The organism is Chloroflexota bacterium (assembly GCA_015478725.1).
In the GTDB taxonomy this organism is placed as follows: domain Bacteria; phylum Chloroflexota; class Limnocylindria; order Limnocylindrales; family CSP1-4; genus C-114.
In genome coordinates this window covers 14,917-27,028 of the sequence record JADMIG010000004.1, presented here as the reverse complement: position 1 = coordinate 27,028, position 12,112 = coordinate 14,917, and the positions used below count along the sequence as shown (strand labels likewise).

The 12,112-nt window shown below is 71.8% G+C and carries 10 protein-coding genes; all 10 read left to right on the top strand.

From position 1 onward, the window contains the following. Positions 1 to 2: 2 nt before the first annotated feature. The 10 genes from IVW53_04935 to rfbB all read left to right on the top strand — a co-directional run bounded on the left by IVW53_04935 (position 3) and on the right by rfbB (position 12,111). Complete coding sequence (locus tag IVW53_04935) at positions 3 to 461, top strand: hypothetical protein (protein ID MBF6604910.1); 459 nt, start codon at positions 3 to 5, stop codon at positions 459 to 461. A gap of 63 nt (positions 462 to 524) precedes the next feature. After that, on the top strand, positions 525 to 3,977 hold the full coding sequence (locus tag IVW53_04930) for a UPF0182 family protein (protein MBF6604909.1): 3,453 nt from the start codon (positions 525 to 527) through the stop codon (positions 3,975 to 3,977). Then, positions 3,977 to 4,888 (top strand): hypothetical protein, encoded by a 912-nt coding sequence (locus IVW53_04925; protein MBF6604908.1) that lies wholly within the window; start codon positions 3,977 to 3,979, stop codon positions 4,886 to 4,888. The genes IVW53_04930 and IVW53_04925 overlap by 1 nt, the downstream gene beginning before the upstream one ends. Positions 4,889 to 5,044: 156 nt before the next feature. Then, on the top strand, positions 5,045 to 5,713 hold the full coding sequence (locus IVW53_04920) for a zinc ribbon domain-containing protein (GenBank protein ID MBF6604907.1): 669 nt from the start codon (positions 5,045 to 5,047) through the stop codon (positions 5,711 to 5,713). Next, a complete protein-coding gene (locus tag IVW53_04915; protein MBF6604906.1) occupies positions 5,710 to 6,702 on the top strand; it encodes a CPBP family intramembrane metalloprotease in 993 nt (330 codons plus the stop codon). The genes IVW53_04920 and IVW53_04915 overlap by 4 nt, the downstream gene beginning before the upstream one ends. 384 nt (positions 6,703 to 7,086) lie before the next feature. After that, positions 7,087 to 7,926 (top strand): DNA repair protein RadC, encoded by an 840-nt coding sequence (radC, locus tag IVW53_04910; protein ID MBF6604905.1) that lies wholly within the window; start codon positions 7,087 to 7,089, stop codon positions 7,924 to 7,926. A 190-nt stretch (positions 7,927 to 8,116) separates the two neighbouring features. Beyond that, on the top strand, positions 8,117 to 9,169 hold the full coding sequence (locus tag IVW53_04905) for a rod shape-determining protein (GenBank protein ID MBF6604904.1): 1,053 nt from the start codon (positions 8,117 to 8,119) through the stop codon (positions 9,167 to 9,169). A 23-nt stretch (positions 9,170 to 9,192) separates the two neighbouring features. Further along, positions 9,193 to 10,092: a rod shape-determining protein MreC gene (gene mreC, locus IVW53_04900; protein MBF6604903.1), complete on the top strand. Its 900-nt coding sequence runs from the start codon at positions 9,193 to 9,195 to the stop codon at positions 10,090 to 10,092. A gap of 70 nt (positions 10,093 to 10,162) precedes the next feature. Further along, on the top strand, positions 10,163 to 10,921 hold the full coding sequence (locus IVW53_04895; protein ID MBF6604902.1) for an NTP transferase domain-containing protein: 759 nt from the start codon (positions 10,163 to 10,165) through the stop codon (positions 10,919 to 10,921). Further along, positions 10,918 to 12,111, top strand: coding sequence for a dTDP-glucose 4,6-dehydratase (rfbB, locus tag IVW53_04890; GenBank protein MBF6604901.1), 1,194 nt, complete (start codon positions 10,918 to 10,920; stop codon positions 12,109 to 12,111). The genes IVW53_04895 and rfbB overlap by 4 nt, the downstream gene beginning before the upstream one ends. Position 12,112 lies beyond the last annotated feature (1 nt).

Here is a 12,112-nt window from a genome sequence, read left to right as displayed (position 1 = left end):
GAGTGCCAGCCCGACTGCCATCCCCCGGTCCATCCTTTCTCCGCGAGCAGGTCATCCGCGTCCGCGATCGTGACTTGCGGGCCGGCATGGGGCGCCCGACCGAGATCGAGGGCGGCTGGTGGACGGCGATGTGCTGGGTGACGGACGGCGACGGCATCGTCTCGTTCCGCGACGTGGCGCCCGCGGCGGGACCACCGCCGGATCCTCCGGCCCTGCGCCTGGGGCCCAGCCTTGCAGGATCGCTGTCCGGCCTCGTCCTCGAGGAGGCCGGCCGGCTCCAGTTCCGACTCGCCCCCGCCAGCGCGGCGGACGATCCGCTGCGACCGTGGGACCTGCCGCTCGCGGTCCTCGTGGCCATCCGGCCCGAACCGGCCCGGGCCGCGGCGATGCGGCCGAACGAGCTCGCGGAGGCTGTCCTCGCCGGGTTCCGCCGCTCCGTCGAAGGCCTGGCGCGACCCTGATCCGCCGTTCGACCCGGCCCCACGGCGCAGCGGAGGCGCGCAGGGTAGACTCGGCGGACCGTCATGCGTGACCTGTTCGACGAGTTCATGGACGAACTCCGACGCCGTCAGGCGGCGGCGTCGGGTCAGGCCGCCGGCGGATCGGTGAACCGTCGGGCGAGCGGCGAGCCGCATGGACCGGACGAGGCCCCGGTGGAGGACGCGTCGGACGAGGTCCCGGCGCCGCCGCCGTCAGAGCCGGAGGCCGCCGAGGCACTCGATGACGCGTCGCCTGACGAGCGGGACGACGTCCCACCAGGACCGCGCCCGACGCCGATCGACGACCGGCCTCGCCGCCCGCGCGGCCTGCGAGGCCCTCGGGGGCGGCGCCCGACGGGCGGCGGCGGATCGCCTCCGCCGGGCGGACCGGACGACGGCGCCGGCAGATCCCCTCGCGGCGGAGGGCGGCGGATCGGCCTCGCGGTCCTCGTCGTTGCGATCCTCCTCGTCCTCGCACTCGGCGGCACGACGGTCACGTTCTGGACGGACGCGATCTGGTTCCGGAGCGTCGGCTTCGAGAGCGTCTTCTGGACCCGCGTCCTCACCCAGCTCGGCCTCTTCGTCGGCACCCTCGTCGTCGCCCTCGTCCTCCTCCTCGGCGGGCTGTGGCTTGCCGATCGAGGCGTGCCGCGATCGACCGGCCGCGGCGGTGCCGGCTCGCTGTTCGACCGTCTCGCCGAGGCGATGCGGACGATGGAGGAACGCTCCATGGAGGCGCGGGTGGCGAACGCCCGGCGCTTCGGCGGTCGACTCGGCGACGATCCCCGGTTCGAGCGGTTCGACCAGCGGGCCGGTGGCGGTCGAGGGCCCGGCGGGCCCCGTCCCGTGGTCGTCGACGGAGACGAGATGCCGGAGCTCACGCCGATCCTCCGCATCGCGCTCGTGGTCATCGCCGTCCTCTTCGCCCTCGGCATCGCCGGCACCGTGGCCGGCCGATGGGAGACGATCCAGCTCTGGGCCCACCAGGTCCCGTATGCACCGGCCGGCGCTCCGCCGGTGACGGACCCGGTCTTCGGGCGCGACATCGGCTTCTTCCTCTTCCAGCTGCCGTTCATCCGGCTCCTGCAGTCCGTCGCGACGACGCTGCTGATCGGCAGTCTCATCCTCGCCGGCGCGCGGTACGCGGTCGGTCTCGTGGAAGCCGGCCTGCAGCTCACGACGCGCGTGCGGGTCCATCTCGCGGTCCTCGGCGGCCTCCTGCTCATCCTCATCGCCGTCGGCTACCAGCTCGACAAGCTCGAGCTCGTCTACTCGAACCGCGGCGTCGCGACCGGCGTGAGCTACACGGATGCGCACGCCCAGTTCCTCGCCTTCGACGTCCTCACCGTCATCGCCGCGCTCGCCGGAGCGTTCCTTGTGGGCGCCGCCTTCACCCGCTGGGTCTGGCCGCTCGGGTTCGCCGTGGCGAGCTGGCTCGTCGCCTCGTTCGTGCTCGGGACGGTGTACCCGGCGCTCGTCCAGCAGTTCTCGGTCCTGCCGAACCAGTACGCCCAGGAGCAGCCATACATCGCGAACAACATCGCGATGACGCGACTCGCGTTCGGCCTGTCCGCATGGTCGCCGACGCCGTTCGACGGTGCCGCCCCGCTCACCCAGGCGAAGGTCACGGCGGAATCAGCGACCTTCCAGAACGCGCGCCTGTGGGACAAGGTGCCGCTCGGCGACGCGCTTGGCCAGCTGCAGACGATCCGGCAGTACTACGCCTTCACGGACGTCGACACGGACCGCTACACGATCGACGGCCAGCTACGCCAGGTGATGCTCTCGGCGCGGGAGCTGGCGCCGGACAAGAACCCGCAGGCAAACTCGTGGGTGAACCAGCGGATCACGTTCACCCATGGCGTGGGCGTCGCGATGGTCCCGGTGAACCAGGCGACGCCGGCCGGTCAGCCGGACCTCATCATCAAGGATCTGCCGCCGGTCTCGGTCGGCGGTGCGCCCGCGATCGCCCAGCCGCGGATCTACTTCGGTGAGCGTCCCTCGGACTACGTGATCGTGGACGCGAAGCAGGCGGCATTCGACTACCCGGTCGGCAGCACGACGAGCGCGACGGACGGGACCGCCGCGCCGCCCTGGACCGGCACCTCCGGAATCAGGCTCGACACGACCCTCGCGCGTGCGCTGTTCGCCATCCGGTTCGGGGACGTCAACCTCCTCATCAGCGACCAGATCACCGCGGACAGCCAGCTGCTCTTCCACCGCTCGCTCAGCGACCGGCTCGGCCTCATCGCGCCATTCCTTCGCTTCGACCAGGACCCGTACCTCGTGATCTCGGGCGGAAAGCTGTTCTACGTCCAGGACGCGTACACGATCAGCGACCGCTTCCCGAACGCCCAGTCGTTCGACGGTTCGACCCTCGGCTCGACGAGCGGTCTCGCGGCCGATTCGTTCAACTACATCCGGAACAGCGTGAAGATCGTCATGAACGCCTACGACGGGTCCATGACGTTCTACGTCGCCGATCCCACGGACCCGATCATCCGGGCCTATGAGGGCATCTTCCCGGGACTGTTCACCCCGCTGGCGAGCATGCCGGCTGATCTCCAGGCCCACCTCCGCGTCCCGGAGGACCTGTTCAACGTCGAGACGAACCAGTTCGCGAAGTACCACGTGACGGATACGGCGGCGTTCTACTCGAACAGCGACCTGTGGACGGTCCCCGCCAACCCGGGCGGCTCGCAGAGCCTGCCGACCGAGGCGTACTACGTCGTCATGCGCCTGCCCGATCAGCCGAAGGCGGAATTCCTCCTCCTCCAGCCGATGGTCCCCAAGTCCCGACCGAACATGATCGCCTGGATCGCCGCTCGCAACGACGGGTCGAACCGGGGCCAGGTCCTGGTCTACCAGTTCCCCCAGGACACGAGCGTCCTCGGCCCGAACCAGATCGAGGCGAAGATCGACGCGGAACCGACGATCTCCTCCCAGGTGAGCCTGTGGGACCAGGCCGGGAGCAAGGTCATCAAGGGCAACCTCATCGTCATCCCGCTCCAGGACTCGCTCATCTATCTCCAGCCGATCTACCTGCAATCGGCGAATGCGGCCTTCCCGCAGCTGCAGAAAGTCGTCCTCGCGACGTCGACCACCGTCGTCTGGGGCGACACGCTCGACCAGGCGCTGCGGCTCCTCCTCGCCGGCGGATTCCCGGGCAGCAACGGGGCGGCTGGCGGCGGATCCGGCGGCCCGACCGCGAGTCCGGGTCCGGGAACAAGCCCCGGTCCCACGGCGAGCCCAGGGACCGGCCAGGCCCTGCCGGCGGATGTCCAGGCACTCGTCGGCTACGCGAACCTCCACTTCGAGCGAGCGCAGGCCGCCCTCCGGGCCGGAGACTTCGCGACGTATGGATCGGAGATCGCCCTCGTCCGGGACGCGCTCGCGCGCCTCGCGACCCTGACGGGCGGATCTCCGGCTCCCTCGTCACCCGCCGCCCCAACCTCATCCCCCGCAGCGCCATCGTCCGGAGCGAGCCTCGCGCCCTGATGGGCTGGACCGCGCCGGTCCGCGCCGCCGTCCGCCGGACGCTCGAGGATCCGGGCCTCTGGCCCATCGCACTCGCCGGCTTCCTCGTTCGCGGTGGGATCGGCGTGGTCCTCCTGCCGCTCATCCCGTTCCCCTCGGCGGTCGGCCTGGCGAACCTCGTCGGCCCCACGGCGGTCACGGCGGCCGGCCCCACGAGCTCGACGATCCTCGCGCTCGGCGCGGTCGCGGCGGTGGCGCTCGGAGCCGTCCTCCTCGGCGTCGCGCTCGGGGCGATCATGGAGGCGACGCTGGTCCGGGCGTCGCTCCAGCCGCCGCTTCCAGCCGACCGACCGCGCCGCTTCGGCCGGCTTGTCGGCGTGCGGCTCGTCGCGCTCCTGCCGCTCGCGCTCGTCGTGGTGGCCGTGGCGCCGTCCATCGGCGAGGCCGTCTATCGCGAGCTGCTCACACCGTCGGATATCGCCGTCTCGCTCGTCGAGCGCGTCGTCCGCGCATCCGTCCCGCAGATCGTCGCGGTCGTCGCCACCTGGATCGCCGTCGAGGCGATCGGCGGGGTCGCCCTGCGCATCGTCCTCGTCGAGGATGCATCGACGGTCCGGGCGCTCGGACGGTCCGTGCTGCGACTGGTCCGCGACCCGCTGGCGAGCGCCGTCGTCGTCGTCGTCGGGCTCGCCGGCCTGCTCGTCGCCCTCGTCCCCGCCCTCGGGGCACCGGCGGCGGCGAGGGGCGCCGTGCACGACCTCATCGCGAAGGCAGCGCCGCCGCCGCTCATCGGGCTGTGGATCGTCCTCCTCGTCACGGCCTGGCTGGTGGGCCTGACGATCCTCGCGATCGCCGCGGCGTGGCGAAGCGCGCTCTGGACGGCCCGCGTCCGATCCGGCGGAACGAGGCCCTCGGCCCGCGACGCGGTGTGACGGGCCGGACGGACGGCGCGTCGGCCCAAACCCGGGTCCGCGCCAGCCGGCGGGTCCGCGGCGGGGCCCCTGCTACACTGCGGCCCACGTCGTCGCCCCCCGGGCCGTCCCGTCGACTCCCGGATCGGCGACCCATGGAGGCGCGCGAACCGACCCATGGACCAACTCATCCAGCAGGTCGGATCCTTCTTCGGCGGGATCGTCGGCAATCCGATCGTCCAGCTGACATCCCAGGTCGTCGCGGTCTACGTCGTCGTCATCTGGCTCGCCGCGTCGTACTGGGCGTTCCGCGACATGCAGCTGCGGACCGAGAATCCGGTGCTGCCGTACGTGGCGGCGGCGTTCATCATCGTCTTCTCGCCGGTCGCCTTCGTCGCCGCGGTCATCGTCTACCGGATCGTCCGGCCGCAGGAGAAGATCGGCGAGGTATTCGAGCGGACGCTCGCCGAGGAGGCGCTCCTCGCGGAGGTGGAGTCCGTCTCGTCGTGCCCCGCATGCGCCCGCCGCGTCAACGACGAGTGGATCCTCTGCCCCACGTGTCGGACCCGCCTCAAGCGCGTCTGTCCGAACTGCAGCCGGCTCGTCGGCCTGGACTGGTCGCTCTGTGCTTGGTGCGGACGCGACTTCGAGCGGCGTGAGGCGCCGGCCGCGCTCGCCCCGGCCGTGACCGACGTGAGCGTCGGCCGCTCGATCCCTCGGGGCGCGATGCCGGAGATCGCGCCGGACCCGCTCGCGGTCCCGCCGTCGACCCGCGTCCGACCAGCCCGCCCGATCCGCCCGGCGAACCCGACCCGCTCCTCGTCCGACCCGCTGCCGGAGCGTTGACCGGACCCGATCTCCCGGGACCGCCGCGTCCCGGAGCGCGGACGTTCACCCTCGAGGGTCGCGCCGCACCGGGGCTCTTCCTCGTCGGCTGGCTCGCCTTCCTCATGGGTGCCGGGTTCCTCGTCGTGGCGTTCCTGTCCGGCGTGGCCGAGGGCGTCTCCTTCGCGCTCGCGCTCATCGGGCTCGCCCTCCTCTCGCTCGGGCTGGTCGCCGGGGCGGGGTCGCAGACGATCGAGCGGGCGGCTCACGCCCCGGACGGACCGCCATCGTCGCCGGTCGGGCCGTCACCGTTCCTCGTCTTCGCCGCCTCGATCCCGCTCTCGCTTCTCATCATCGCGATCCTCGGCGTGCCCCTCGTGGCGCTCGGCATGGACACCGCGGGACCTGTCGCGACGCTCCTCTCGGTCGCCGTCCAGGCGCTCGTCTACCTCGCCCTCATCCGGCTCCTCGTCGTCGGCCCTGGGACGCTCACGTGGCGGGCGATGGGGATCGGCGGACGGCCGCTGCCCGCCCTCGTGGAGGACGTCGCCTGGGGTGTCGTGATCGCCGTTCCCGTCCTCCTCGCGAGCGCGCTCCTCGCGGTGCTCCTCTCGCCGATCCTGCCGACACCGGACAGTCCGCTCCCGCCGTCCGGCAGCGGCGGCGGTCTCGCCGCCAACGTCCTGGCTGCCGTCGTCGTCGCTCCCCTGGGCGAAGAGCTGTTCTTCCGCGGCTTCTCGACGACGATCTGGGCCCGCTCCATGCCGGTCCGAGCGGCTGTCCTCCGGGCGGCGGTCTTCTTCGCCATCGGCCACGTCCTCACCGTGGGCGGGACCGACTTCGGCGATGCGACCGGCCGGGCGGTGGTGGCGTTCGTGACCCGCCTGCCGGTGGCCCTCGCCCTCGGGGCGATCTTCGTCCGGCGGCGGTCGCTTGCCGCCCCGCTCGCCCTCCACGCGACGTTCAACGGACTGCTCCTCGTCCTCGCCCAGGTCGCCACGCACGGCTGAGTCGCCGGGCAGTGCGTGGTGACCGGCGGCGTCGACCGCGCACGCGCCCGGCGCGGCCGGGGACGGGTAACGGCCCGGGTCGGGAACGCCATTTCATCGCGTATCGACACCGGCAGACTTTTACGGCACTCGAGCTCCGGCAACGGCCCACTTCCTGCCTGCGTGGCGCGCGTTCCGGTGTCCTCGTCACGCTCAACCCGTGGCGCGTCGACTCGCACGGCGATCAGCGGGGCGGTCGATCCGCCCCGGTTCGCCCCGTAACGGTCTCGGCGGAGCGATATGCGATGAACCCGCCGCGCGCGAACCGCCGCGCGCGAACCGCCGCCCGCGGTAATGGCCAGGTGAGCGAGCTTCGCTAGTCTTCGCCTCGTTCCTCGGATCCGGATGGCGGGGGGAATCGGCGGGCTCCCGTCGTCCGGGTCCGGGGGACGCCCCGAGCGTGTCCACGAGCGGAGACGTACATTGGTCGCGATCCTCGAACCCACCCCTGACGCCCCGAGTCCCCGGACGGCGCCCACGGCCGTGCCTGCGGGTCGGCGGATCCGCGAAGTCCCGGCCGCCGAGCGGCCGCGCGAGCGCCTCGCCCTGCGGGGCGTCGGCGGCCTGACGACCGCGGAGCTCATCGCGCTCATCTGGGGATCGGGCACCCGCGGCGCGTCCGCCCTCGACCTCGCCGAAGAGGCGCTCGCCCGCCACGACGGCGTCACCGGCCTCGCCCGGGCGAGCGAGCTGGAGCTCGCTGCACTCCCCGGTGTCGGAGCCGTCCGGGCCGGCCAGCTCGTGGCGGCGTTCGAGCTCGGACGCCGGCTCCTCGCCGACTGGCCGGCCGGCAGGTGGACCGTCCGTTCGCCGACCGATGTCGCGGACCGGCTCGTCCTCCAGATGGGCCGCCTCGAGCGCGAGGAGCTCCGGGCGGTCCTCCTCAACACGAAGAACACCGTCCTCCGCGTCGTCACGGTCTACCAGGGCAACGTGAGCGCCTCGCTCGTGCGGGTCGGCGAGCTGTTTCGCGACGCGGTCAGGCTCAACGCGACGGGCGTCATCCTCGTCCACAACCATCCGTCCGGCGATCCGACACCGAGCTCGGACGACCTCCACCTCACGGCGGAAGCGCTCGCCGCGGGACGGCTCCTCGATATCGACCTGCTCGACCATCTCGTCATCGGCCACGATGCATGGGTCTCGCTCCGCGACCGCGGCGTGGCGTTCGATCGTCACGCGTGACCGGAGCCATGTGACCTGAGCCACGCGACCGGAGCCACGTGACGGGAGCCACGTGACCTGAGCCACGCGACCGGACCCTCGCGCGACGGCGGGTATACTGCTCGGGCCCTGCCGGCGGCCACCGTCGGCGACGTGGGCCGACGGATCCGCGACCGCGGCCTGCGACCCCGACGAGGACCCTCACCCGCCGATGTTCGACGCTCTCCTCGGCCTCTTCTCCCGTGATATCGGGATCGATCTCGGGACGGCGAACACGCTCGTCCACGTCCGCGACCGCGGCATCGTCATGAGCGAGCCGAGCGTCGTCGCGATCGACGCGAAGACGCGGAAGGTCCTCGCCATCGGCGCGGAGGCGAAGCGGATGGTCGGCCGGACGCCAGCGAACATCATCGCGATCCGACCGCTCCGCGACGGCGTCATCAGCGACTTCGACGTCACCGAGCAGATGCTCCGTTATTTCGTCCACGAGGTTCACAAGAGCCACGGCCTCATCCCGCGGCCGCGGATGATCCTCGGCGTCCCGTCCGGCGTCACGGAGGTCGAGAAGCGGGCGGTCCGCGACGCGGCGCTCAACGCCGGTGCCCGCTGGGCCCGCCTCATCGAGGAGCCGATGGCCGCCGCGATCGGGGCCGGGCTGCCGGTGAGCGAGCCGTCCGGCAGCCTCATCGTGGACATCGGCGGTGGCACGACGGAGGTCGCCGTCATCAGCCTCGGCGGGATCGTCGTCAGCCGCAGCATCCGCATCGGCGGCGACGAGATGGATCAGGACATCGTCACCTTCGCCCGTCGCGAGTACAACCTGCTGCTCGGCGAGCGGACGGCGGAGGACATCAAGATCGCGATCGCCTCGGCGTGTCCCGGGGACTGGGACGTCCAGCGGGTCACCCTTCGGGGCCGCGACCTCCTGACTGGCCTGCCGCGGGCCGTCGAGGTGGGCGCAGACCAGATCCGCGAGGCGATCGAGCCCTCCGTCCAGCAGATCGTCGACACGATCAAGGATACGATCGAGGAGACGCCGCCGGAGCTCGTCGCGGACATCATGGACCAGGGCATCGTCCTCGCCGGCGGCGGTGCCCTCCTGTCGGGCCTCGACCGGCGGGTGGCCGAGGCGACCCAGATGCCGGTCCACGTGGCCGATGACCCGCTCACCTGCGTCGCCCGGGGAACGGGCGTCGTCCTCGAGGAGCTCGATCGCATGCAGCGGGTGCTCGTCGCCGACACGTACGCCCGCGCCCCCCGCTGACGGCCCGGGCACGCGCGACGGCGATGACCGGTCTCATCTCGTCCCGCAGCAGCCGCCTCGCCCGCCGCCGGGCGATCGTGTATGCGGTCCTCGTGAGTGTCTCGATCGGCTTCATGGCGATTTCGGGCTCATCGAGCGTGCGGGAGCTCCAGTCCGGGGTCGGCTTCGCGTTCCGCCCGCTCCAGGTGACTGCGTCGAGCGTGGCGGCCTCCATCGGATCGGTCGTCGCCACCGTCCAGGAGATCGATTCGCTGCGGCAGGACAACGCGGCGCTGCGCGCGGCGAATGACCGTCTCACCGCCGACAACGGGCGACTCCGGGAGATCCAGCACGAGAACGATCTCCTCACCGCGCTCCTCGCCGTGAAGAACGGGACGACCTTCCACACGATCGCGGCCACCGTCATCGGACGGGAGCGTCCCGAGATCGGACGGATCGTCACCATCGACCGCGGCACGAACGACGGGCTGGCGGTCGGCGATGTCGTCGTCGCTGCGGGCGGCGCGCTCGCCGGTCGGGTGACGGACGCCGCATCGACCACCGCCCACGTGACCCTCATCAACGATCCGACCTCCACCGTGACCGGGATGATGGAATCGAATCGGGTGACCGGCGACGTGACCGGCCAGCTCGGGGGGGTGCTCGTCATGCGGAACATCGAGGCGACCGCGCGGGTCAACATCGGCGACCAGGTCGTCACCGCCGGGATCGACCTTGGCGGCGGGATCCGCTCGCCGTATCCGAAGGGACTTCTCGTCGGTCAGGTCGTCGATGTCCAGCGGGACGCGAACGCGATCGTCCAGACCGCGTTCCTCCAGCCCACCGCGGACCTCGACAAAGTCGAGTACCTCCTCGTCATCACCGACTACCAGGGCGGGCTGCCGCTGCCCTCGGCGCCGGGGTCGCCGTCGCCGGTGCCGTAGGCCGCATCGCTGCGGCCCAGGGCCGGGAGAGTGGCCGCTCGTCATCCGCGGCCTGCTACGCTGCGCGTCGATGAAGGGCATCGTCCTGGCCGGCGGCACCGCGACGCGGCTCTTCCCGCTGACGATCGTCACGAACAAGCACCTGCTGCCGATCTACGACCGGCCGATGATCTACCACCCGATCGAGACGCTCGCCGGGATGGGCATCCGGCAGGTCCTCGTCATCGTCGGCGGCAAGAGCGTGGGCGACGTCGTCGAGCTGCTCGGGGACGGGCGGCATTTCGGCATCGACCTCACCTACCGCTACCAGCGCGGCGCGCTCGGCATCGCCCATGCGATCGGTCTCGCCCGTGACTTTGTCGGCGACGACGCCTTCTGCTGCGTCCTCGGCGACAACATCCTCCGCGGTCCCACGCTCGCGGCGACCGCCCGCGAGTTCGAGGAGGGGTCGTGGGGCGCCGGGACCCTCCTCTACCGCGTCCCGGACCCCGAGCGATTCGGGGTCGCGGAGCTCGACGAGGGCGGCCACGTCATCCGCTTCGAGGAGAAGCCCGCTCACCCGCGGAGCGACCTCATCCCGATCGGCGTCTACTTCCTCCGCCCGGACGCCTTCGCCGTCATCGAGCGTCTCGCCCCGTCCGGGCGTGGCGAGTTCGAGATCACGGACGTCCTCAACCACTACATCGCCGAGGGTGGCCTCTACAGCCGCGTCTACGAAGGCCACTGGATGGACGCCGGCACGGTTCCGTCCCTGCTCCGGGCGGCCGAACTCGCCGCCGAGGACGACGCGGCCGGGCGTCTCTCCCCACCGCCCCGGGACAACGCATGACCGGTCGACTCCCCGCCGGAGGACCGCCGACCGCTGCCGCAGGACCGCGGACCGCCGCCGCCGACCGTGCCCCGGCGAGGTCGCATCTCCTCGTGACCGGCGGTGCAGGCTTCATCGGCAGTGCGTTCGTCCGCGGCATCCTCGCCCGCCACGACGGGACGAGGATCACCGTCCTCGACAAGCTCACGTACGCCGGCAGCGAGCGCAACCTCGATCCGACGACGGCGGATCCCGAGCAGGCCGAGCGACTCGCGTTCGTCCACGGCGACATCGCCGACCCGGAGGTCGTCCGCCCGCTTGTCGCCGCGGCCGACGCGGTGGTGAACTTCGCCGCCGAATCGCACGTCGACCGCTCGATCCTCGATCCCGAGGCGTTCCTCGTGACCGGCGTCATCGGTGTCCACGTGCTCCTCGAAGCGTGCCGCCGCGAGCGCGATCGCGCCGCGATCGGCGAACGCGCTGCCGCGCCGCGCTTCCTCCAGGTGTCCACGGACGAGGTCTACGGGTCCGTCGCGACCGGCCGATCGGGGGAGGGAGACCCACTCGGGCCACGTTCCCCGTACAGCGCCGCAAAGGCCGCCGGCGAGCTGCTCGTCCAGTCCTACGTCGTGACCCACGGCCTCGATGCGGTCGTCACGCGCGGCTCGAACACGTACGGTCCGTACCAGCACCCGGAGAAGCTCATCCCGCTCTTCATCACGAACGCTATGGACGACGAACCCCTCCCGCTCTACGGCGACGGGCTCCAGCGTCGCGACTGGCTCTTCGTCTCCGACCATGCCGGGGCTGTCGAGCACGTCCTCCGGCACGGCACCTCCGGGGAGACGTACAACATCCCCGGCTCCGTCGAGCTGGCGAACCGCGATGTCGTGGCGGCGCTGCTCGACCGGCTCGGCAAGCCGTGGTCGCTCGTGCGGACCGTCGAGGATCGGCCCGGCCACGACCGCCGCTACGCGATGGACGGCTCGAGGCTCGAGGCGCTCGGCTGGCGGAATCGGGTGTCATTCGAGGATGGGATCGCGACGACGGTCGACTGGTACCGGGCGAACGAGCCCTGGTGGCGGGCAGCCCGCTCGGGAGGCTGGGACGCCTACTACGACCGCCAGTACGGGATGCGACTCGCCCATGGCCAGGCGACGAACGAGCACGTCGCGACGACCGAGCGCGTCGCTCCACCCGCGACGGACTGAG

What these genes read in the sequence shown, in the direction of transcription:
- mreC (MBF6604903.1), top strand. Translation starts at nt 9,193, where the DNA reads ATGACCGGTCTCATCTCGTCCCGCAGCAGCCGCCTCGCCCGCCGCCGG.
- IVW53_04925 (MBF6604908.1), top strand. Translation starts at nt 3,977, where the DNA reads ATGGGCTGGACCGCGCCGGTCCGCGCCGCCGTCCGCCGGACGCTCGAG.
- IVW53_04920 (MBF6604907.1), top strand. Translation starts at nt 5,045, where the DNA reads ATGGACCAACTCATCCAGCAGGTCGGATCCTTCTTCGGCGGGATCGTC.
- IVW53_04895 (MBF6604902.1), top strand. Translation starts at nt 10,163, where the DNA reads ATGAAGGGCATCGTCCTGGCCGGCGGCACCGCGACGCGGCTCTTCCCG.
- radC (MBF6604905.1), top strand. Translation starts at nt 7,087, where the DNA reads ATGGCGGGGGGAATCGGCGGGCTCCCGTCGTCCGGGTCCGGGGGACGC.
- IVW53_04930 (MBF6604909.1), top strand. Translation starts at nt 525, where the DNA reads ATGCGTGACCTGTTCGACGAGTTCATGGACGAACTCCGACGCCGTCAG.
- rfbB (MBF6604901.1), top strand. Translation starts at nt 10,918, where the DNA reads ATGACCGGTCGACTCCCCGCCGGAGGACCGCCGACCGCTGCCGCAGGA.
- IVW53_04905 (MBF6604904.1), top strand. Translation starts at nt 8,117, where the DNA reads ATGTTCGACGCTCTCCTCGGCCTCTTCTCCCGTGATATCGGGATCGAT.